Raw genomic sequence first — 20,840 nt, forward strand, 5'->3', positions numbered from 1 at the left:
TTACGCTTTACGAATGTTACATAGAGTTACTTTGGTTTCCTGCATCAAGGTAACCGGGTCGTAACCGTAAGTGGTTGCCGTGTTAGCCGATTCGCCAACAACGTAAGGCTGTGTACCTTCTGGGTATTTAGGACGTAGGTCTTCACCTTCGAACTTACCGCCAAAGTGGAACGGAATGAACGCCAAACCAGGTTTCACACGACGCGTTACCATTGCTTTCACCTTGATTCGTCCCTTCTCTGCACCTTCAACCCAAACATCATCACCATCTCTGAAGCCAAGATCGTTCGCGTCTTTCGGGTTCACTTCAACAAACATTTCTTGTTGAAGCTCGGCAAGCCAAGGGTTTGAACGCGTCTCTTCACCACCACCTTCGTATTCAACCAGACGGCCAGAAGTCAGAACGATTGGGTACTCGCCCGATTTGTCTTGTTCTTGAATGGATTTATACAACGTAGGTACACGGAAGATGGCATCTTTGTCTTCCCAAGTCGGGTAATCCGTTACAAGGTCACGACGTGGTGTGTAAAGTGGTTCACGATGCAGTGGCACACGGTCTGGGAACGTCCAAACAATCGCACGCGCTTTCGCGTTACCAAATGGAATACAACCGTGCCTTATCGCGACACGCTGAATACCGCCAGAAAGGTCAGTCTTCCAGTTTTTACCCTCTGCTGCCACTTTCTCTTCAGCAGTTAGATCGTCCCACCAACCAAGTTGTTTCAATAACTTGTCAGTGAACTCTGGGTAACCGTCTTTGATCTCACAGCCTTTCGAGTAACTGTCTTCAGCAAGTAGGCTCTTGCCTTCAAATTCCACACCAAAGCGCGTACGGAAGTTACCGCCACCTTCTGCAACCGTCTTAGACGTATCGTACAGAATGTGCGTGCCTGGGTGTTTCATTTCTGGTGTACCCCAACATGGCCAAGGTAGACCGTAGGTTTCACCGTTGACAGGGCCACCTTCCGCTTCCAATGTGGTTTTGTGGAACGTATGCCAGTTTTGTTGGTGCGCTTTCAAACGCTCTGGGCTTTGGCCTGTGTAACCAATCGTCCACATGCCTTTGTTGAATTCACGCGTTAGGTCTTCAATCACCGGCTGGTTGTTTTCAACACGGATGTTTTTGAACAGAAGATCGGAATAGCCCAGTTTCTTCGAAAGCAGGTACATGATTTCGTGGTCTGGTTTTGATTCAAACAAAGGTTCAATCACCTGATCACGCCATTGTAGAGAGCGGTTAGAAGCGGTAACGCTGCCGTGTGTTTCAAACTGTGTTGTTGCAGGAAGCAGGTAAACGCCGTCGGTACGGTCGTTCATTACCGCAGCAACCGTTGGGTATGGGTCCACAATCACCATCATGTCCAACTTCTGCATCGCTTTTTTCATCTCAACACCACGTGTTTGAGAGTTCACTGCGTGTCCCCAGTAGAACATTGCACGGATGTTTTCGCGTTGACGAATGTTGTCTTTGTTTTCCAGTACACCATCAACCCAACGAGATACAGGAATACCTGCACTGTGCATTGGTTTCTGACCGCTATAAGCGTTGTCATCGAAACGACCTTTGATCCATTCGTAATCGATTTCCCACACTTTTGACCAATGACGCCAAGCGCCTTCAGAAAGGCCGTAGTAGCCCGGTAGCGTGTCAGAAAGTACGCCAAGGTCGGTTGCGCCTTGTACGTTATCGTGACCACGGAAGATGTTTGCGCCGCCGCCTGATTTACCAATGTTACCAAGCGCTAGCTCAAGCACACAGTAAGCACGTGTGTTGTTGTTACCAGTAGTATGCTGAGTACCACCCATACACCAAACAATACAGCCTGGGCGATTTTCAGAAAGCAGTTTTGCTGTTTGGTAAACGTCTTCTTCGCTTACGCCTGTTACGCGCTCAACTTCTGCTGGCGTCCATTTCGCTACTTCAGCACGGATTTCATCCATACCGAATACACGTTGACGGATGAACTCTTTATCTTCCCATTGGTTTTCGAAGATGTGCCACAACACCCCCCAAATGAATGCTACGTCAGAACCAGGACGAAGTGATACATAGTGATCCGATTTTGCTGCCGTACGTGTACGACGAGGATCCGCTACGACGATCTTACAGTTGTTCTTCTCTTTTGCGATCAGAATGTGCTGCATCGCTACTGGGTGTGCTTCAGCTGGGTTTGAACCAATGAATAGCATCGACTTACAGTTGTGCATGTCATTGAAAGAGTTGGTCATCGCACCGTAACCCCAAGTGTTCGCTACACCCGCCACGGTTGTTGAGTGACAAATACGCGCTTGGTGGTCAACGTTGTTCGTACCCCAAAGTGATGCCATTTTGCGGAACAAGTACGCTTGTTCGTTGCTGTGCTTTGCGCTTCCCAAGAAGTAAACCGAATCAGGGCCGGACTCTTTACGGATGTCCATCACCTTGTTACCGATTTCTTCGATCGCTTGATCCCAAGAAAGCTTTTTCCACTTCCCGCTTTCAAGCTTCATTGGGTATTTTAGACGACGCTCACCGTGACCATGTTCACGCAGTGCTGCGCCTTTTGCACAGTGACCACCGGCGTTAAATGGGTGGTCGAATGCAGGCTCTTGACCCGTCCAAACACCATTTTGAACTTCTGCGTAAATACCACAACCCACTGAGCAGTGAGAACAGATAGTACGTTTTATTTCTGTTTTCGCTTCTGGATCGACTGATTTTGCTTGCGCTTTTTTCATCATTCCCGGTGCGAATAGACTAGCACCAACCACTGCGCCACCAGCGGCAAGCGAAGTGTTTTTCATGAATGCACGACGAGATACGCCAAGCTGATTCGTTTCTTTGCTCACACTGTCGGAGCGTTTGACAAGTTTCATCCGTTATCTCCTAAAGTGTGTCGTAGTAATCGCGAATGTGTTGAGTTTCACGATACCCTTTCTTCTTCACGTCATTTTCAGAAGGCTCAACCGTTTCTGAAGCAACGGCCACTTTCGTGGTTCCCGCAACAACAGCACCGGCAACGGCAGCGGTTGTGAAGCCTTTTAGGAGATCCCTACGGCTTGTGTTTATTTCTTTATTATCTTTCATCATTGCTTCCTTACCTTACGGTAGATCTTTGGAGACTCATGCCTCTCTATCGATATGACCAAGTACTGCTCGATTACTCGTAATCAGTGACGTTTTTCACATCAATTTTTAATTTGTTCTTACTGCTTTTGGTGTTCACGCTAAAGCGCACTTGCTCTAACGTTAAAAACGCATCGCAAAGCTGTGCAGCTGGCTTGTAGAAGTTCACGCTTTCTGCGCTCTCTAGTTGGCGCGTAAAAGATTGGAACCAAGGGGCGATGTGTTTGTTAAACACCGCTTGTTGAAGTTCTTCCTCTTCACCTGTCAGCATTGCCATCACTTCGCACAGTGCAGAAATATGGTCTTCAGGCTCTTTCACGTTCTCTTCTCGTTCGATGCCTAAAAGATCCAAATCGCGACGAATTTCCGCTAACGGTTTTTCCATCATCGAGCCAGTGCGATGCCAAGATCCGAATGGCACAACTTCACCACGTCCAATGCCAATAAACAGATCTTGATATTCTTCTTCTAACGCTTCTCGCTGCGTTTCGTTCGCGGCTTGTTGCAGTGCGAGCCAAGCTTTTTGCATCGCGCTCTCAGACGGTTCAATTTCTAGCGACTTCAGGAACGCCAGCATTTCATCACTAGGCGCACTACGAAAAAGTGCAGATAGTACGAGATAAATGTCTGTTCTCAGTGTTTGTTCTTGTTGTGTGTCCACTGCGAGCTCCTAGTATTTCAGTTGTTTCATTGGGTCTTCTGCCATCGACTCAAACATGTCGATCACACGGCAGTCTTCACACATCGCGATACGATTGATCGCCGCTTCATCAGAGAAATGAGAGTGACCGCGTAACTTGTTTTGTAGCATGTCGATCATCGATTGCGGAGCAATAGGCTTGTGACAACGAATGCACTCGGCTGCCTTTTCTTCATGAATCACAACCGCTTTCTGGCGTTCTTCTTTCACCCAGTTCATACGAGGAGTAAGCGTCAGCACTTTCTCTGGACACGCTTTCTCGCACAGCCCACATTGAATGCAGTCTTGCTCGACGAATTTAAGCGACGGAGATCGACCGTCCGTATGCAATGCACGTGTTGGACACACCGCCACACAGCTCATACACAACGTACAATCTTTACTTTCACAAGAGACTGTGCCGTAAGGTGCGTTCGCTGGAAGTTCAACAATGTTCTCAACTGGAATACGTGATGCGGACAACGCATCCAACGCCGTAAATAGACGCTGACGTTTGTTGCCTTGCAAGTCTCCTAATGCCAAATCAAAAGACTCGGTACAAAGTGTCGGAGCACCTTCACGTAGTGACTCTAGATACAGAATGTCGATGGTTTCTTTGGCGATACCAAGCTGACCGAGCAGCTCTTGAGCAATACCTACTTCGCTATTAAGTACACGAATAATGGTTTGAGGCATAAAACGTGAAGCCGCAAACAGCACCTGAGTAGCACCATTCACAAGCGCGGCGAACCAAGTATCAATACCAACCGAAGGCAGTTCTTCCACCACAATTGGAATCACATTATCTGGCAGTGCTTTTAGTGCCATCACGTTGTAGCTCTCGTGGCGAGAACTGCAAATCAATACGATAGGATCTAAACCACCCGCTTGCTCATAGTTGGCGAGCGTACGTTCAATAAACTTTTGCGTATCTTCAGGGTTTGGCAGTGCGTAATGAATCGCTGCTGTCGGACACGCTGTAGCACAAGTACCCACGCCTTGACATAGGTATGGGTTGATCTCGATGCGATGGCCCGTTTTGTCGCTGCCTTCACTCGATAGTGCCCCAGCCGGACAAGCATCCACACACCGTTCGCAACCTTTTACGCCACGAGAGCTGTGTGCACATAAATCGGTATCTAAACGGAAAAATTTCGGTTTATCGAACGTCCCCATTAAGGTTGGAATCTCTTCCAACGCTTCAGCCAGTTTCGGATAGCCACGACCTACTGGGTAGTAGCCCGGTACTGGGACTTCTTCCGACATGCAGCTGTTAAGGCAAAGATCGAGTACGATATCGAAACAATCGCTATTGATCGCGACCTTGGCAAGATTGTTGGTCGAACCATGATTTTCAATCAGAACTTCAAACGTACCTAAGAACCCTGAAACCTGAACCGAATTGGCGTAATAAAGCTCGGGATTTGTGCCCTTTTCGCCATCGGTAGAAAGCAGCGTTAGGCTGTTCATTTGCGACAATTGCGCTGCCGCACTTTCGATGATTGCTGTTGGGCCCACAATCAAAGTATTACCGCCGCTTTCATAGCTTACGGTTGGTGGAATAAGATTGGTCAACTCTACGGTATTTTCGAAAGCGTACAGCCTCGCTTTACCGTTATTGGAAGTTGCTTGTTCTAATAATTGTTTCAGCATTGCTCAATTCCATTTATGAACATGGATAGTCTTTTCCATCTCTTAGTGTAGTTAGCGCCGGAGATTCTGCTGATTAACTTATCAATGAGCATTCTTATTCCGCCATCTATAGGCGATGAATACTACGCAGTGCGTCCGTACTAACTTCAACCAGATTGGTATTGAGCAACAGATAGCAAGCGTCATGCCAATAAAATATCAACTAAAAATCAATAGGTTATCAATTTTGCTGGCAAATAGTAGGGATAAAAAAACCGGTTGAGACATTTTGTCTCAGCCGGCTCATTGAGTGTTTAGTCAAAATGTACCTATTCTTTGTGTGGTATATTTTGTCTCACCTCGTTAGGCTGTGATTCTTCAGCAAAAGTATCACCTTCGCCAGGAACTGTATTTATATACAGTTCATTTTCATCTTGAGTAATTTGGCCACTTTTGTCGGTGTTTGACTCTGCGTCTTCAACTACCTCAGATGCGATATCGTTAGCGTTAAGCTCAGACCCTTGCGCAGTTTCAGCGTCTGGTTCGTCTTCCACTTTGTCTTTAACCCAATCACGCAGCGTCTCAGCGACGTCTTGAGAAAGTGACTTTAAGTTACTGTAATCATCATCGTAATCGTCTAGGCCGTCACGCACGTTAAATTCTTCGGACAAGAACATTTTGCGCAGCGCAGCTTTCTTGACGCTTTCTGAGGCTTCAGAAACCAGCAGTTGCGCCACAGACATTTCTTCGGTTTTTTCAGTCTCTACACTCGCGGTAATGTCTGGAGCCTGACTATCCTCATTGACGTTCAAAGCATCTGAGCTTTCGTCAGCGTTTGAAAGCGCTGTGACACTATCTTCGGATTGCGCCGTCTCTGCTATCGGCGTGATCTCTTCATCATGTTGGGAAGATTCTTCTAACTTACGTTTCGACCAACGGCTTAAAAAACTAGTTGCCATTTGCTCTGCCCGCTCCCTTGCGTTTCTTACGTCTTACTTCTAACAACTCACCGTGGCGACCGATAAAGGCTTCCATCCAAGCCTGAACGGCTAACGGCATATCGTTAGATAGTACAAGGTTATCACCATCCATATATTGCGCCGCAACAGATTGTGAAGCCGTCAGTAACTGTATCGCTGGTTTTTCACCAGACTCGACGTTATCCATCACTAAAAAGAGTTTAGGTTGCAGAGAGCTTAAGTTAAAGCGGTAGTCTGTACGTTCATCTTTATGTAATTGCAACGGACAAACATCTGGAGTCTCTTCCGTCGGATTCAGCGCAAATCCTGTCAACTGCCATTGGGTTGTCACCCAAATCCCTGTACTGATCTCATGCTCAACAAGCTCTACGCCGATTGGCCATGTATCCTCAGTCTTTTCGTAATTTTTTTCGAAATCTTTCTTATCCGACATAACTCACCCAGTCTTTCTATTTTTGGTCTGAAAACACACAGGACATTTTGCCCCCGTTTTCGACCATTTTTATTGTCTTCGAAGCAATAAACGCGCCAAGCTGATATAACTTAGTCTATATACTCCCTCAGGCTATAAGTACCAAACTAGACGAAACTCAAATGTATTGATGTGTCATTACTGCGAACTCGCAGTTTTAATGCATTGTTGACATAAAACCTCGCAATTTCTGTGCGAACCGCTATTTTGGAATGAGATTTGCTAGCCACTTAACAAGCTAAAATGCGTAGCAACCTAACGCTCTTAATCACTAGGACACGACTGTGCTGAAACCAAATATTATTAAAACCAGTGAAAATCCCCTGCAAACCATTGAAGTCGATGTGTACGACGAGTACGGCGAAAAGCTCACGAAGCAAATCGCTTGCGAGCGTCCTCTTACGGTCATGCTGAACTGGAAAGAAGTGGTCACGCTCATGACGCTGGGTTCGCGTCCAGAAGCACTAGTACTGGGTTATTTAAAAAACCAAAGCTTCCTGTCCGATCCAGCCGCGATTGAATCCGTTATTATTGACTGGGAAACGCATTCCGCAGCGGTGATTACTAAAGAAAACACTGAGCACTTAGAAGGCGCCCTGAAAAAGAAAACCGTCACCTCAGGTTGTGGCCAAGGCACTATGTATGGCAACGTGATGAAGCAGCTTGAAAATTATCAAGTGCCTCAAGTTCCTCTTAAGCAGTCAGAAATTTATTCTGCGCTGGAAGCGTTAACCCATTACAACGACACCTACAAAAAAGCGGGCGCAGTACACGGCTGTGCGGTTTGCAAAGGTAATGAGGTGTTATCATTTGTGGAAGATGTCGGCCGTCACAACGCAGTGGATACACTTGCAGGTGAGATGTGGCTCAAAGAAGAAACAGGTGAAGATAAAATTTTCTACACAACAGGTCGCCTTACATCAGAGATGGTGATTAAAGTGGCTCAAATGGGCATTCCTGTTCTGCTTTCTCGCTCTGGCGTTACTCAAATGGGGTTAGATCTAGCGAAGCAATTTGGTATTACAACCATTGCGCGTGCGAAAGGTTTGCGCTTCCAAGTGTTTACAGGAGCCGACAAGGTTGAATTTGATGTAAAAGGCAACCAATAACACCTTTTCAGTGTAAACTAAAACCAATAATGCGGATTCACAGAGGATGTGGACTATGAATAATGACCAATTGTGGAATTTTCTGCTTACGCCCAGCGGTATCATGCTTTCTATGATTATTACCTTTGGCGTAGTCGGGCTCTATGCGTATATAACAGGTCAGTTTAAGGATTAAGGCCAAATATCAAAAAAGCCTCGCTAAATAGCGAGGCTTTTGCTTTTTAAACGCTTTGCGAGTAATTACGCGTCAACACCACGAGATTTTAGGAACTCAGAGTAAGTGCCTTTAAAGTCTGTGATTTTACCATCGCGGATTTCGATAATACGCGTTGCTAGTGAGTCTACGAATACACGGTCGTGAGAGACGAAGAACAACGTACCTTTGTATTGCTCAAGCGCCGTGTTCAAAGATTCGATCGATTCCATGTCCATGTGGTTGGTTGGTTCGTCCATTAGCAGCATGTTTGGCTTGTGCATCATTAGCTTACCAAGCAGCATACGACCTTGCTCACCACCAGACAGTACTTTTACTGACTTCTTAATGTCATCTTGACCAAACAGCATACGACCAAGGAAACCACGAACGACTTGCTCGTCATCACCTTCTTGACGCCATTGACCCATCCAATCCGTTAGGTTCATGTCTTCTGCAAAGTCATGCGCGTGGTCTTGCGCGTAGTAACCGATGTTTGCATTTTCAGACCATTTGAACTCACCAGCACGCGGTTCAAGTACACCAGCAAGCGTGTTTAGAAGTGTTGTTTTACCCACACCATTTTCACCGATGATCGCAACGCGCTCTCCCACTTCAAAAATTGCATTGAAGTCTGAGAACAAGTCCTCTTCAAAACCTTGGCTCAGGTTTTCTACAATCAGAGCGTTACGGAACAGCTCTTTAGACTGTTCAAAACGAATGAATGGGTTTTGACGGCTAGACGCTTTCACTTCGTCCAATTTGATCTTGTCGATTTGCTTCGCACGAGATGTCGCTTGTTTTGCTTTCGATGCGTTTGCAGAGAAACGCGCAACGAAAGTTTGTAGCTCAGCGATTTGTGCTTTCTTCTTCGCGTTGTCGTTTAGTAGACGTTCGCGAGCTTGAGAAGCCGCCGTCATGTACTCGTCGTAGTTACCTGGGTAAACACGTAGTTCACCGTAGTCCAAGTCAGCCATGTGTGTACATACTGAGTTTAGGAAGTGACGGTCGTGCGAAATGATGATCATTGTGCAGTTACGCGCGTTTAGCGTATCTTCCAACCAACGAATTGTGTCCATGTCCAAGTTGTTGGTAGGTTCGTCAAGAAGCATCACATCTGGGTCTGCGAATAGAACCTGCGCTAGAAGCACACGAAGTTTCCAGCCTGGTGCTACTTCACTCATTAGACCGAAGTGCTGCTCCATTGGAATACCCACCGCAAGAAGAAGTTCGCCCGCTTTGGCTTCTGCCATGTAGCCGTCCATTTCAGCAAACTGAACTTCTAAGTCAGCCACTTTCATGCCGTCTTCTTCGCTCATTTCAGCAAGTGAGTAGATGCGGTCACGCTCTTTCTTCACTTCCCATAGCTCTTTATGACCCATGATAACGGTATCGATTACCGTAAATTCTTCGTAAGCGAACTGGTCCTGGTTCAGTTTTGCAACGCGCTCGTTTGGATCGTAGCTTACGTTACCGCTGGTTTGCTCAAGCTCGCCGCTGAGGATCTTCATAAAGGTTGATTTACCACAACCGTTAGCTCCAATTAAGCCATAGCGATTGCCTTCGCCGAACTTAACTGAAATGTTTTCGAATAGCGGCTTAGCGCCGAATTGTTGAGTAATATTCGCTGTGGAGATCAAAACCTTTACCTTAGCAATTGGGGTGTATTTAGAAAAACCGGGCAACGGTACTTGTTCATGCTACATACTGCAAGTGTTGTTTTTATTAATTCACTCCAAGTGAAATCATTGTAAGGTTTCTAAGAAGCAAAAGCGTAAACATAAATGCGTCATTAAATACAAAAAAGTTACTAAGCGATGTTCGTCACCTCTAGGATCAGTTCGGCTTTTTTAGGTAAATAAATACTGAATTTACTGCCTTTTCCCCATTCAGACTCTGCTTTTAACTCACCACCCGTTTGGCTGAGAATACTTTGGGAGACCGATAGCCCTAACCCTGTGCCTTCTCGTTTCGTTGTGTAAAATGGCGAGAAGATTCGACTCAAGTTTTCTGGTTTAATACCGCAGCCCTCATCGATAACATGAATCGCAGCTCCTTTCACTTCGCCCTCTTCAATCCAGTCTTCACTGACTACTGTTAAAGTTCCTTTACCGCTCATTGCGTAAATGGCGTTCATTTGCAAATTAACTAAGATTTGTAGCAAGTGGTGACGGTTTATCTCAACGGACGTATGCGCTTGTAGGTCAGTCACAAACTCAACGTCGCGTTTCTTGGTGCCAGTTTTAACCAAGGTGATGCTTTCATCAATAATAGGATTGACATGTTGCCAAGTGATTTCATCTTGAACACCGCCTTGGCGACTGTATTGCAATAAACTGCGTGTGATATTGCGGATACGATCAATTTGCGCGTGAATCGCATCAATTTCTTCTTGTACTCGACTTGCATCGTCACCCAATTCAAAATGGATCAATTCTACGTTGCCAAGAATCACGGCGGTTGGGTTATTAATTTCGTGAGCAATCCCCGCGGTGAGTTCTCCCAGCGCTGCCAGTTTTTCATGAACAACGAGTTTGTCGCGGGTTTGGTTGAGCAATTGAATATGCAGTTCAAGATCTTGGGTTTTTTCTCTCAGGCTTGCCGTACGCTCTTGAACTTTGCATTCAAGTTGAGCTGCGGAGTTTTTCAGTTCAATTTTGCGCTCTTCTAGCGCGTCTAACATATCATCAAACTGTCTGGCTAACTGCACAAGTTCATGATCGGCATCTAATCCTAACGGGCCAATCCGTTTTTCTTTACCTTGTTGGACCTGCTTCACCACTTTGTGAATGCGTTCGATCGGTCGAAACAGATCATAAGAACCGCGATATACCATCACGCCAGAAACCAGCAATAACATAACCGTAATCAAGCTGATTTCGGCAATGTTGGTCATGTAGGCTTTAACGAATGGCCACATGAGGTAACCGGTATAAAGCATACCAATAACATTGTCGTATTGGTCTTTGATCGGTTGATACGCCGTAATATACCAAGCGTCATACACATAAGCGCGATCAACCCACTGTTCACCCTTAGAAAGTACTTGGTTATACACTTCGGCGCTCACGCGAGTGCCTATGGCGCGCCCTAGTCTATGATCGCTGTCTAAAGGAACGTTGGTGCTCACACGCAAATCATCGAGAAATACCGTCAACGTACCCACAGGGCGAAGGCGGTCATTATCACTTAAGTAAATGAGATCGCGGATTTGATCCACCAGCACTGTGCTGTTGTTAAGGAGCAAACCACCATCAAGAAAGCCGATCAAATCGTTCGCTTGGCTGTATACCGGAATCACGGTTCGACTGACTAACCCACGCGCCTCCCTGTCACCATCAGCAAGAATAGGCACTTCTGCTCGTTTGGCGAGTTCAGGATCGAGGCGTTCGAGTTCTTCTTTATTAAGTACATCAAAAAACGATTCGCGCTTGGTGAGATCCATAAAGCGGAATTTGTTTTCCATGGAATTAACGCGTTGGAAAGAGAGAAAATCTAAAGCATATCTTTTCTTCTGCTCTGTGACCCACTTTTGCAGGTCACCTTGTGGCGTTCCTTGATTAATGCGAATACGGAAATCGTACGAATCGGCAAACGCCCGCACGTAATTGGCTTGCTTTTGCTGTAACAACGTTACACTGTTATTTGCAACACCAAGACGTTCCGAGACATCAAGCAGCGCATTTTGCCACGTGTAATGAATAGACCAATAAATGGTAATGCCGATCAGAGCTAACAATGTGAGGAAAATCGGCGCAGAGGTTAAGAATAACAAGCGATAACGCACCATGGTTTTAAAACGGTGCGTCCATTTTGACAATCCTTTGTGCTGTGGGCCGTTAGTCGGCATATTCCTCACCCTCAGAATCCCATTCTTTGTACTTACGTTCTAAGGTCTTGCGAGCTACGCCCAAGTCACGAGCAGCAGCAGACTTATTGCCTTCATGCAAGTTAACGACTTGTTTAATATGTGCTTTCTCGACTTCTTTTAACGTCCAGCTGTTTGGATAGCCTTCGCCAGTAAATTCTTTGCCTTCTCTAAAGGTTGGTAACTCAGCAGAGTGAGAAACAGTAATCGATACATTAGGCAGTGAATGCCCGCCATTCAGCTCTCGCCAATAGTGTGCAGGTGGTTTGCCAAGCAAGATACAACGCTCAATCAAGTTTTTCAGCTCACGAATGTTTCCCGGCCAATCGTACTCACTCATGGCTTCCATATCCTCGTGAGCCCATTTGGGCGCAGGCATACCGAGCTCGCGCGTCAGCATATTGCTGAAAAATGGCACCAACTCAAATAAGTCGGTTTTGCGCTCTCGCAGCGGACACACTTCAATTTTCAGAACGTTTAAACGGTAATAGAGGTCACTGCGGAAATTACCTTGATTGACCTCTTCTTGCAGGTTTCGGTTGGTTGCCGCTACGATACGGACATCAATACTGATCTCTCTTTCTGAACCGACAGGGCGAATCGTACGCTGCTCTAACACGCGTAATAATGATGCCTGCATTGCAAGTGGCATCTCCCCGATTTCGTCAAGAAATAAGGTGCCACCGTTCGCAACACGGAACAAACCTTCACGCGATTTTTTTGCACCGGTAAACGCGCCCGTTGTATGACCAAACAACTCACTTTCTAAAAGCTCTGGTGCAATCGCGCCGCAGTTGATTGGCACAAACGGGCCCGTTCGCCCACTCGCCTGGTGGATACCTCGTGCAACTAGTTCTTTACCCGTACCCGACTCACCTTCCACCAAAACAGAAGCGCGTGATGGTGCAAATTGGTTAATAAGTTGCTTAAGCAGACGCGTTTTTTCTGAGCCGCCGATGATCTCTGAGGTATTGTGACGTTGGTAATCGCGTGTCATGGCGTACTGCATGCGTTCGTTCAAACGGCGATCCATACAGCGACTGACCGCTTTTAACATCTGCTCAAGGTTGAATGGTTTGAGGATAAAGTCGGAAGCACCGAGCTGTAGCGCTCGAATGGCAATTTCTAAATCCGCATAACCCGTCATAAAAATCACATCGGCACGTTTGTCATCATCTTCAAACGCTTCTTCCCACTCAATTCCAGAACGCCCTGGCAGATTAATATCCAGTAAGATCAGATCATAATGTCGAGAATTACGCAGTAGTTCTGCTTCTTCGATGCTACCAGCTGTATCGACATGTGAAAAAAGCTTACCCAATGCCTTTTTCAAGATGGCTTGCATGCCTAATTCATCATCGACGACCAGTACGGAAAAGGCGCTATATTGTTGGTTTGTACTAAGATGGGATTGAGTAGACATATTTACCCCAGATGGATTTCAATGGGACAGAGTGTACCAAGTTTAAACAGAGATACCCTACAAAAAGTGCGACATTTTGTACCAACGCAAACTTTTATGCAAATAACCCCATGATTTAGTGCATAAACCAAGCACTTTAAGCTTGTAAAAGGTTGGCATCTTGTTTGCTATAAGGTGGATACGGAGCGCATTTAAGTGATCTCAGGATGTTGATGTTTGCTTATTCCAACACCCTAAGACAACTTACGTATTACGCTAATCGCTCTCGTCCAAAAAGGCTTCTCCCTAAAACCTGGAGAGATTCCAAAGAATCATTGGAAAGGAACACATAAAAATGAAAAAAATTGCGCTAACTCTGGCTGCAACGTCTATCACGCTTGTAAGTTACTCTGCGTTTTCTGCTCAAGACGGAGAACATGTTCGCCTTGCAACCACAACCAGTACTTACCATTCAGGTTTACTTGATTACCTGCTTCCACAATTTGAAAAAGACACGGGCTACAAAGTCGATGTTATTGCTGCAGGTACGGGTAAAGCCTTAAAAATGGGCGAAAACGGTGACGTAGATTTGGTGATGACACATGCACCAAAAGCTGAAGGCGCATTTGTTGAGAAAGGCTACGGCGTTTTACCTCGCAAGCTAATGTACAACGACTTTGTGATTGTAGGCCCGAAAGCTGACCCAGCAACAATCAAAAATGACGAAGGCGTGTTAGATGTATTCAAAGAGATCGCAAACAAAAACGCAACGTTCATCTCTCGCGGCGATGATTCTGGTACGCACAAAAAAGAAATGGGCTTCTGGGCTCAAACTAAAATCGAACCGAACTTTGGTGGCTACCGTAGCGTAGGTCAAGGTATGGGCCCAACTCTAAACATGGCGTCTGAAATGCAAGGCTACACCATGACGGATCGCGGCACATGGCTGGCTTACCAAAACAAATTGGATCTAGAAATTCTGTTCCAAGGCGATGAAAAACTGTTTAACCCGTACCAAGTTATTCTTGTTAACCCTGAGCGTTACCCAACGATTAACTACCAAGGTGCGAAGGCATTCAGTGATTGGTTGGTAAACCCTCGCGGACAGGAACTTATCAATGGTTTCCGCCTAAACGGTAAACAACTGTTTGTTGCGAATGCTGAGAGCAAATAACGCAATATGAATCTTGCTGATACAACACTGGAAGCGCTTCGCTTACTGGTGAATTTTGATGCAGACCTATGGGAGATCGTTGCGGTCTCCTTTAGTGTTTCTATCACGGCAATATCACTAGTGGTATTGCCGGCTATTTTGATGTCCTTTGTACTGGCGTATACCGACTTTCGCGGTAAATGGTTTTTGTTGTCGATCGTAAATACGCTGCAAGCGGTCCCTACCGTGGTGATTGGCCTGTTGCTGTACATGTTGCTGTCGCGTGCTGGCCCTTGGGGAGACTGGCAAATGCTGTTCACTCAGAAGGCAATGATCTTCGGCCAAATGGTGATCTGCTTCCCTGTTTTGGTATCGATGATGCATGGTGCATTACAATCTAGCGACCGTCGTGCAGTGGAAACTGCCATCACGCTGGGCGTCTCCATTCCGCGCTTGGCAGCTACGATGATTTGGGAAACCCGCTTTCCTCTACTTGCGGCTATCATTGCAGGGTTTTCACGTATCGTGACCGAGGTGGGCTGCTCAATGATGGTTGGTGGGAACATTATGGGCGTGACGCGAAATATTCCCACGGCTATCGCAATGGAAAGCAGTAAAGGTGCTTTTGCGCAAGGAGTTGCATTAGGAATTGTATTACTATCTTTAGCGTTGGCTCTAAACTTCTTCTTGTCAAGCATGAGAGGCAAAGGCTACCTCAGAACATAGAACATGAAGCAAACAAACGACTCACCATTAACCCCATGTCGAGGCGAATTATGACTATAAAAATCACCGCCGAACAGTTATCCATGCGCTTTAAAGAGCGTGTGCTTTTCCACATCCCTGAGTTAGCCATCGGCCCAAATGATGCCATTTATCTCAAGGGTGACAATGGTGTGGGCAAAACTACCCTACTCAAAATCCTTGCTGGCTTGCTCAAACCCTCTACTGGCGATGTTGTTGCGCCAAAAGATACGTGGCTGAAAAGACTGACGTGTCGCAATGGTCGTGTCGATGTGATTTATCTCCATCAATCCCCTTACCTTTTTGACGGCACTGTATATGAAAACGTAGTCTATGGAGTGAAATATCAACAAGACACGCAAAAAGATAAGCGAGCTCAAGTTATTCACGCGCTGCGCATGGTAGGTTTAGAAACCTTAGCGGACGAACATATTTCCGTGTTGTCCGGCGGTGAAAAACAGCGCGTTGCCATGGCAAGGGCTTGGATTTTAAAACCGTCGATTTTATTGATGGATGAGCCAAGTGCGTCTTTAGACCAAGAATCCATTGAACGATTGGTAGTGATGGCGAAAGATCTTTTGGATCGTGGTTCCAGTATCGTGGTGACAAGCCATCAGGCCAACGCACTGACCGACTTATGTAAAAAACAGTGGTGGATTAAAGACAAGACTTTGATAGAGTCTCCTCTGTTGTATGTCATACCAAAAGAAACATCCCAAGAGAATGCATATGCTTCAACCAACACAAACTAGTTGGGTCATTTTGGCTGGTGGCCAAGCCAGCCGTATGGGTGGAAAAGATAAAGGTCTGATTGAGTTAAATCAGAAGCCACTCATCGAACACGTTATTGAACGTTTATCTCCACAAACTCCACGCATTTTAATTAATGCCAACCGAAACCAAGATGCGTACAGCAAATTTGGTTTCGTATTTAGTGATCAATTCAAAGATTTCCCTGGGCCTATGGGCGGTATTCACGCGGGTTTGATGCATGCTGAAACTGACTGGGTCGGATTTGTACCTTGCGATAGTCCACAAATTAACACCGACCTTGTCGAGCGTTTCTGCCAGTTCGTCAAAGAAGACAGCGATATTTTGGTCGCGCATGATGGTGACCATCAGCAACCTGTTTTTACGCTCTACCACAAGCGCGTACTGCCAAAACTCACCGCGTTTTTAGAACGTGGCGACCGCAAAATCATTCTGCTCTACAAAGAGTGCAACACCAGTTACGTTGACTTTAGCGACTCACCAAACTGTTTCGTCAACTTGAACACTCCGGAAGAACTGGCGCAATTTGGACAATTAGAATTATGAAACACACGCTAAACATTCCTATTCTTGGTTTTGCAGCTTATTCAGGCACAGGCAAAACCACGCTACTTGAAGCCCTATTGCCAAAGCTGACCGAAGCAGGTTTACGCATTGGCATGCTAAAACATGCGCACCACAACTTCGATGTCGATAAGCCGGGTAAAGACAGCTACCGTTTACGCAAAGCTGGCGCATCTCAAATGCTGATTGCTTCTCGCAACCGTTTTGCGTTAATGACAGAAACGCCAGAAGCCGAAGCGGAGTTTGAATACCTATTAACACGTTTTGATGAAGACATGCTTGATGTGGTTTTGGTCGAAGGCTGCAAAAACATCGCGTTTCCTAAAATTGAATTGCATCGTGAAGAAGTGGGTAAACCTTGGCTTTATCCAAACGATGAAAACATCATTGCTATCGCTTCCGACAGTGCGGAGTTAGATTCTGAGCTCCCTCAAATGAACATCAATGATTTGGATGCCATCGCTCAATTTGTTCTTCAATACGTTCAAGAAGCGAAAGCGCCAAAAAACAAAGAGAAAGAAGCCGCATGTTGCGACACACTTTCTCCTGCTTTCCTTTCTGTGGTTCAAGGCCAAGAGAAAATCCTTTCTTTGGTGAACACGGTTTCGGAAATAGAAGCATGCAAGATTGAAAACGCCTATGGCCGCGTTCTTGCGGAAAATATCGTTTCACCAGTAAATGTGCCGCAATACACCAACTCCGCGATGGACGGTTATGCCATCCGCAGTGATGATGTTGACCGTGATAGCTACCAAGTGGTTGCTGAAGTGATGGCGGGCCATGCTTACGATCAGCCTCTGGAAGTTGGTCAAGCAGTTAAGATCATGACTGGCGCACCAACACCACGTAACGGCGATACAGTGGTCATGCGTGAGCAAGCCATTCAAGAAGGTGACAAGGTCACTTTTAACGGTGCGAATATCAAAGCAGGCCAAAACGTTCGTCAAGCAGGTGAAGATCTCGCTATCGGCAGTGACGTCTTTACCGCAGGTACTCGCCTCGCCTCTCCAGAGATGGGCATGATCGCTTCGCTTGGCTTTGGTGAAGCGAATGTATTCCGCAAATTGAAAGTTGCCGTGTTCTCCACCGGTGACGAAGTACAACCACCGGGAACAGAGCAAAAAGCGAATTCTATCTACGATTCCAACCGTTTTACCATCATGGGCATGCTTGAAAAGCTCGGCTGCGAGATCTTGGATTTCGGTATTCTGGAAGACAACGAACAGTTAATGATTGAAGCGTTGGAAAACGCATCGGCGCAAGCGGACGTGGTTATGACTTCTGGTGGCGTATCTGTTGGTGATGCGGATTACATCAAACTTGCCTTGGATAAACTTGGTCAAATCGATTTTTGGCGAATCAACATGCGTCCGGGACGTCCACTCGCGTTTGGTCAAATCAACAACAAGCCGTTCTTTGGTCTGCCGGGCAACCCTGTTGCCGTGATGGTCTCTTTCATTAACTTTGTCGAGCCTGCACTGCGTAAGATGCAAGGCGAACAAGGCTGGAAGCCTCTGAAAGTGAATGCCATCGCGACTGAAAACCTTCGCTCTCGACAAGGTCGTACCGAGTTTAGCCGTGGCGTCTATGAACTGGATGCAACTGGCCGTTTAACCGTTCGTACAACAGGCAAGCAAGGCTCTGGTATTTTGCGCTCAATGAGTGAGGCAAACTGTTTGATCGAAATCTCCCCAGCTATTGATACAGTAAAAGCGGGAGAAAGCGTGACAATTATCCCACTTCAAGGCAGAATCTAGCTCAAACTAGAAATTCAAAGGTCAGCGAGTCTGGCCTTTTTGTTTAATACAGAAACCTTTTCAGAGAGACAGCTATGGCTCGCACCATTCTTTACACTTACAAAGACCAAGACAAAGAACTGACATTCTCATACCAGCAACACCGCAACATTCAAGAAGCAGTTGCCGAGGCAGAAGGTATCGATATCACTGAGTTCCTAAAGATGGAGCAACAAATCGAAGCAGTGTCTGACACTAAAGCAGTGCGCAACTACCGCGACAACTACTTCAGAAAATTAGGCTTTAGTAAAATCACCCTAGCTCAAAAAGAAAACCTAGGCGTAGGCAAAAAGAACAAATAAGCTTAGCTGTAAACAGAAAACTCGCGATTCGTCGCGAGTTTTTTATGCATGCTATTTTTTGTTCGTGCTCTATACCCAAGCATATAGAAGTTACTTGGGTATATAAGTTACTTCGATATACAAGTAAAAGCCCCGTTTTACCTCGATGGTCTAAACGGGGCTTTAAATTTCTTCTTACTTTGTATCGAGTAAGGTTTCAGTCACTACTTGATGTTTAAGAACGCAGCGCCGCGTACACCACCTGAATCACCGTGTTTTGCTTTGATGATCTTAGGACACTTAGCTACAGACAATAAGTGTTTAGGGATGCGTTTTGGCATCTCTTCGTAAATCAATTCGAAGTTAGATAAGCCTCCACCAAGTACAACGGTGTGTGGGTCTGTTGCAGTAAACAGGTTTGCAAAGCAGATTGCTAGCAGCTCCATAAAGCGCTCGACGTGCTCTACTGCTTTCTCTTCACCCTCTGCGTGCGCTTTAATAATGTCGATCGCTTTCTTCTCTTCGCCGTAGTAATGCGCGTAAAGAAGCTCGAAACCACGACCAGATAGGTAACTATCTAAACAGCCTTTGTTGCCACAGCCACAGCCAAGTAATGGTGCGTTTTCGCCCAGGTGGAACCATGCGTCGATAGGAAGACGTGTGTGACCCACCTCACCCGCTACGTGGTTGCGGCCAGAGAATACTTTACCTTCGTAGATAAAGCCACCGCCAAAACCAGTACCAAGGATCAAACCTAGTACAGATGGTTCATCTTGAAGATCTTCGTCCCACGCTTCAGAAAGCGCGAAACAGTTTGCATCGTTTTCAATTTTTACGCTGCGACCGATTTTAGCTTCCAGATCAGCACGAAGTGGTTTGCCTTTTGCCGCAGGAACGTTAACTGTTAGTACCGTTGCATCATCGGCGTCTTCCATACCTGGCAAGCCAAGACCAATCGTACCTTCGCAGCCAAACTCTGTATCGTATTTATTCACCAATTCCGCAATGGTATCAACCAGCAGCTCGTAGTTGTCTGTTGGTGTAGGTACACGTTCCGTCGCTACACGCTCAAGCTTCTCGTTAAATGCACCAAATTCAATTTTAGTGCCACCGACATCAAAGCCGTAATACATGTATTTCTCTCCTAAAAAATGCTTCAAACGACTCTCAAAATGGCTAGAGTCAAAAGTATAAACTGATGGCATTATCCATATCTGTACGCCTGCAAACCGTGACCGAATGCAGATTTATCCCCTCACCGAAGCCAGTTGAACAACATACCATCAACAAAAGCTCATTCCTTAGAGTCAGCTCTCGGTTTTCATCCACTCTTTGAAACGTTTCAAGTGAGGCTGGTTAGGGTCGTTTTTGACTCGAGTCTTGCTCAGCATGTAAGTTTCTCTGAAGGCTTCAAACCACAATTGAAGGCATTCCGCAGCTTTAGGCTCACCAGCTTGTTTTAAAACTAATGTCGCGACTTCGGCGGTTGAAAGATGCTGCTCATTCTCGGAGCGGCGCATGATGTATTCAGACAGAGATTCCGGCTCAATGGAAAGCACAGGCAAAGATTTAAGAAAATCAGAACGACGGAATATCTTTCGTGCCTCACGCCAGCTACCATCAATAAAGATCAGCAACCATTTTTTGTTCTCGACATCTTCTTTTACCAATCGCCCTGGCTCTAGATCTTCAATTAAACGAGAGGGATCATCCACATAGTCTGCAGGAAATACAATCACCGGTTGGTAACTGTCATCCTGTAGTAGCGCTAGCATCTCTTCAGACGGTTCTGTTCGGTTCCATTGATACACGTAAGTCTCTTGAATCGTATCAGCGATTAGACGACCGGTATTACTTGGCTTAAACACTTCGTTTTCAGAAACAATCAACATACATGCAATATTGGCCTTGATGTTTGGCTGAAGGTCGCACAAACAGTGTTGCTCAGAAACCTGGCAATATTGGCAACGAACCACTTTACATCCACGCGCGTTGAAAGGCTTGGTTGAGATAGATTGTCGGTACTGATATAAACGGTGGAAAGCGTGAATTCTCATGGTAAGTAATGCCAAGTAAAAAGTAGAGCGCGA

18 protein-coding genes are annotated in these 20,840 nt (G+C 45.9%); 7 read left to right on the plus strand and 11 right to left on the minus strand.

The features are described from left to right. From NL626_RS00435 to NL626_RS00460, 6 genes are all read right to left on the minus strand, one after another. A complete protein-coding gene (locus NL626_RS00435; protein ID WP_253656883.1) occupies positions 1 to 2,856 on the minus strand; it encodes a formate dehydrogenase subunit alpha in 2,856 nt (951 codons plus the stop codon). A 10-nt stretch (positions 2,857 to 2,866) separates the two neighbouring features. After that, positions 2,867 to 3,067 (minus strand): twin-arginine translocation signal domain-containing protein, encoded by a 201-nt coding sequence (locus NL626_RS00440; protein ID WP_005377542.1) that lies wholly within the window; start codon positions 3,065 to 3,067, stop codon positions 2,867 to 2,869. A gap of 73 nt (positions 3,068 to 3,140) precedes the next feature. After that, positions 3,141 to 3,767, minus strand: a complete 627-nt coding sequence (locus NL626_RS00445; protein ID WP_005377544.1) for a molecular chaperone — start codon at positions 3,765 to 3,767, stop codon at positions 3,141 to 3,143. A 9-nt stretch (positions 3,768 to 3,776) separates the two neighbouring features. Further along, positions 3,777 to 5,438, minus strand: a complete 1,662-nt coding sequence (locus NL626_RS00450; RefSeq protein WP_253656884.1) for a 4Fe-4S dicluster domain-containing protein — start codon at positions 5,436 to 5,438, stop codon at positions 3,777 to 3,779. Positions 5,439 to 5,746: 308 nt separating this feature from the next. Beyond that, positions 5,747 to 6,376 (minus strand): DUF3306 domain-containing protein, encoded by a 630-nt coding sequence (locus tag NL626_RS00455; protein WP_225455418.1) that lies wholly within the window; start codon positions 6,374 to 6,376, stop codon positions 5,747 to 5,749. Further along, the gene (locus NL626_RS00460) at positions 6,366 to 6,830 is read right to left on the minus strand and encodes a DUF3305 domain-containing protein (protein ID WP_017634910.1); all 465 of its coding nucleotides are present in this window, start codon (positions 6,828 to 6,830) and stop codon (positions 6,366 to 6,368) included. Before NL626_RS00460 ends, NL626_RS00455 begins: the two co-directional genes overlap by 11 nt. 323 nt (positions 6,831 to 7,153) lie before the next feature. On the opposite strand from NL626_RS00460, the gene NL626_RS00465 reads away from it, so the two are divergent. Beyond that, entirely contained in the window at positions 7,154 to 7,978 is an 825-nt protein-coding gene (locus tag NL626_RS00465) for a formate dehydrogenase accessory sulfurtransferase FdhD (RefSeq protein ID WP_017820681.1), read from the plus strand. A 240-nt stretch (positions 7,979 to 8,218) separates the two neighbouring features. Here NL626_RS00465 and NL626_RS00470 read toward each other — a convergent pair whose 3' ends face one another. From NL626_RS00470 to NL626_RS00480, 3 genes are all read right to left on the minus strand, one after another. Next, positions 8,219 to 9,811 carry an ABC-F family ATPase gene (locus NL626_RS00470; protein WP_025766654.1) on the minus strand — a complete coding sequence of 531 codons (1,593 nt, stop codon included), beginning with the start codon at positions 9,809 to 9,811 and terminating at the stop codon, positions 8,219 to 8,221. A gap of 170 nt (positions 9,812 to 9,981) precedes the next feature. After that, positions 9,982 to 12,021, minus strand: a complete 2,040-nt coding sequence (locus NL626_RS00475; protein ID WP_253656885.1) for a cache domain-containing protein — start codon at positions 12,019 to 12,021, stop codon at positions 9,982 to 9,984. Continuing rightward, entirely contained in the window at positions 12,011 to 13,462 is a 1,452-nt protein-coding gene (locus tag NL626_RS00480) for a sigma-54 dependent transcriptional regulator (protein WP_213880424.1), read from the minus strand. Before NL626_RS00480 ends, NL626_RS00475 begins: the two co-directional genes overlap by 11 nt. Positions 13,463 to 13,796: 334 nt before the next feature. Between NL626_RS00480 and NL626_RS00485 the strand changes: the two genes are divergently transcribed. The 6 genes from NL626_RS00485 (at position 13,797) to NL626_RS00510 (ending at position 18,771) form a co-directional block, all read left to right on the plus strand. Beyond that, positions 13,797 to 14,615 (plus strand): substrate-binding domain-containing protein, encoded by an 819-nt coding sequence (locus tag NL626_RS00485; RefSeq protein WP_005389522.1) that lies wholly within the window; start codon positions 13,797 to 13,799, stop codon positions 14,613 to 14,615. Positions 14,616 to 14,621: 6 nt separating this feature from the next. Next, positions 14,622 to 15,320: an ABC transporter permease gene (locus tag NL626_RS00490; protein ID WP_005389524.1), complete on the plus strand. Its 699-nt coding sequence runs from the start codon at positions 14,622 to 14,624 to the stop codon at positions 15,318 to 15,320. A 50-nt stretch (positions 15,321 to 15,370) separates the two neighbouring features. Next, entirely contained in the window at positions 15,371 to 16,090 is a 720-nt protein-coding gene (locus NL626_RS00495; RefSeq protein WP_017820675.1) for an energy-coupling factor ABC transporter ATP-binding protein, read from the plus strand. Then, positions 16,068 to 16,655, plus strand: coding sequence for a molybdenum cofactor guanylyltransferase MobA (gene mobA, locus NL626_RS00500; RefSeq protein WP_199267698.1), 588 nt, complete (start codon positions 16,068 to 16,070; stop codon positions 16,653 to 16,655). The genes NL626_RS00495 and mobA overlap by 23 nt, the downstream gene beginning before the upstream one ends. Continuing rightward, positions 16,652 to 18,430 carry a bifunctional molybdopterin-guanine dinucleotide biosynthesis adaptor protein MobB/molybdopterin molybdotransferase MoeA gene (locus tag NL626_RS00505; RefSeq protein ID WP_253656886.1) on the plus strand — a complete coding sequence of 593 codons (1,779 nt, stop codon included), beginning with the start codon at positions 16,652 to 16,654 and terminating at the stop codon, positions 18,428 to 18,430. The genes mobA and NL626_RS00505 overlap by 4 nt, the downstream gene beginning before the upstream one ends. A 74-nt stretch (positions 18,431 to 18,504) precedes the next feature. Then, on the plus strand, positions 18,505 to 18,771 hold the full coding sequence (locus NL626_RS00510) for a DUF2960 domain-containing protein (RefSeq protein ID WP_005377584.1): 267 nt from the start codon (positions 18,505 to 18,507) through the stop codon (positions 18,769 to 18,771). Positions 18,772 to 18,974: 203 nt separating this feature from the next. Here the strand turns inward: NL626_RS00510 and nagK are convergent, their stop codons facing one another. Together nagK and NL626_RS00520 are read right to left on the minus strand one after the other, a co-directional pair. Beyond that, positions 18,975 to 19,883, minus strand: coding sequence for an N-acetylglucosamine kinase (gene nagK / locus NL626_RS00515; protein WP_005377586.1), 909 nt, complete (start codon positions 19,881 to 19,883; stop codon positions 18,975 to 18,977). A 174-nt stretch (positions 19,884 to 20,057) separates the two neighbouring features. Then, positions 20,058 to 20,807, minus strand: a complete 750-nt coding sequence (locus tag NL626_RS00520) for a tRNA-uridine aminocarboxypropyltransferase (RefSeq protein ID WP_021033873.1) — start codon at positions 20,805 to 20,807, stop codon at positions 20,058 to 20,060. Between the last annotated feature and the right edge of the window lie 33 nt (positions 20,808 to 20,840).

The sequence above is a fragment of the Vibrio sp. Y58_MX_L22 genome (assembly GCF_024181865.1).
Lineage (GTDB): Bacteria > Pseudomonadota > Gammaproteobacteria > Enterobacterales > Vibrionaceae > Vibrio > Vibrio alginolyticus.

What these genes read in the sequence shown, in the direction of transcription:
- NL626_RS00510 (WP_005377584.1), top strand. Translation starts at nt 18,505, where the DNA reads ATGGCTCGCACCATTCTTTACACTTACAAAGACCAAGACAAAGAACTG.
- mobA (WP_199267698.1), top strand. Translation starts at nt 16,068, where the DNA reads ATGCTTCAACCAACACAAACTAGTTGGGTCATTTTGGCTGGTGGCCAA.
- NL626_RS00485 (WP_005389522.1), top strand. Translation starts at nt 13,797, where the DNA reads ATGAAAAAAATTGCGCTAACTCTGGCTGCAACGTCTATCACGCTTGTA.
- NL626_RS00520 (WP_021033873.1), bottom strand. Translation starts at nt 20,807, where the DNA reads ATGAGAATTCACGCTTTCCACCGTTTATATCAGTACCGACAATCTATC.
- NL626_RS00480 (WP_213880424.1), bottom strand. Translation starts at nt 13,462, where the DNA reads ATGTCTACTCAATCCCATCTTAGTACAAACCAACAATATAGCGCCTTT.
- NL626_RS00450 (WP_253656884.1), bottom strand. Translation starts at nt 5,438, where the DNA reads ATGCTGAAACAATTATTAGAACAAGCAACTTCCAATAACGGTAAAGCG.
- NL626_RS00455 (WP_225455418.1), bottom strand. Translation starts at nt 6,376, where the DNA reads ATGGCAACTAGTTTTTTAAGCCGTTGGTCGAAACGTAAGTTAGAAGAA.
- NL626_RS00495 (WP_017820675.1), top strand. Translation starts at nt 15,371, where the DNA reads ATGACTATAAAAATCACCGCCGAACAGTTATCCATGCGCTTTAAAGAG.
- NL626_RS00460 (WP_017634910.1), bottom strand. Translation starts at nt 6,830, where the DNA reads ATGTCGGATAAGAAAGATTTCGAAAAAAATTACGAAAAGACTGAGGAT.
- NL626_RS00490 (WP_005389524.1), top strand. Translation starts at nt 14,622, where the DNA reads ATGAATCTTGCTGATACAACACTGGAAGCGCTTCGCTTACTGGTGAAT.
- NL626_RS00435 (WP_253656883.1), bottom strand. Translation starts at nt 2,856, where the DNA reads ATGAAACTTGTCAAACGCTCCGACAGTGTGAGCAAAGAAACGAATCAG.
- nagK (WP_005377586.1), bottom strand. Translation starts at nt 19,883, where the DNA reads ATGTATTACGGCTTTGATGTCGGTGGCACTAAAATTGAATTTGGTGCA.
- NL626_RS00440 (WP_005377542.1), bottom strand. Translation starts at nt 3,067, where the DNA reads ATGAAAGATAATAAAGAAATAAACACAAGCCGTAGGGATCTCCTAAAA.
- NL626_RS00475 (WP_253656885.1), bottom strand. Translation starts at nt 12,021, where the DNA reads ATGCCGACTAACGGCCCACAGCACAAAGGATTGTCAAAATGGACGCAC.
- NL626_RS00505 (WP_253656886.1), top strand. Translation starts at nt 16,652, where the DNA reads ATGAAACACACGCTAAACATTCCTATTCTTGGTTTTGCAGCTTATTCA.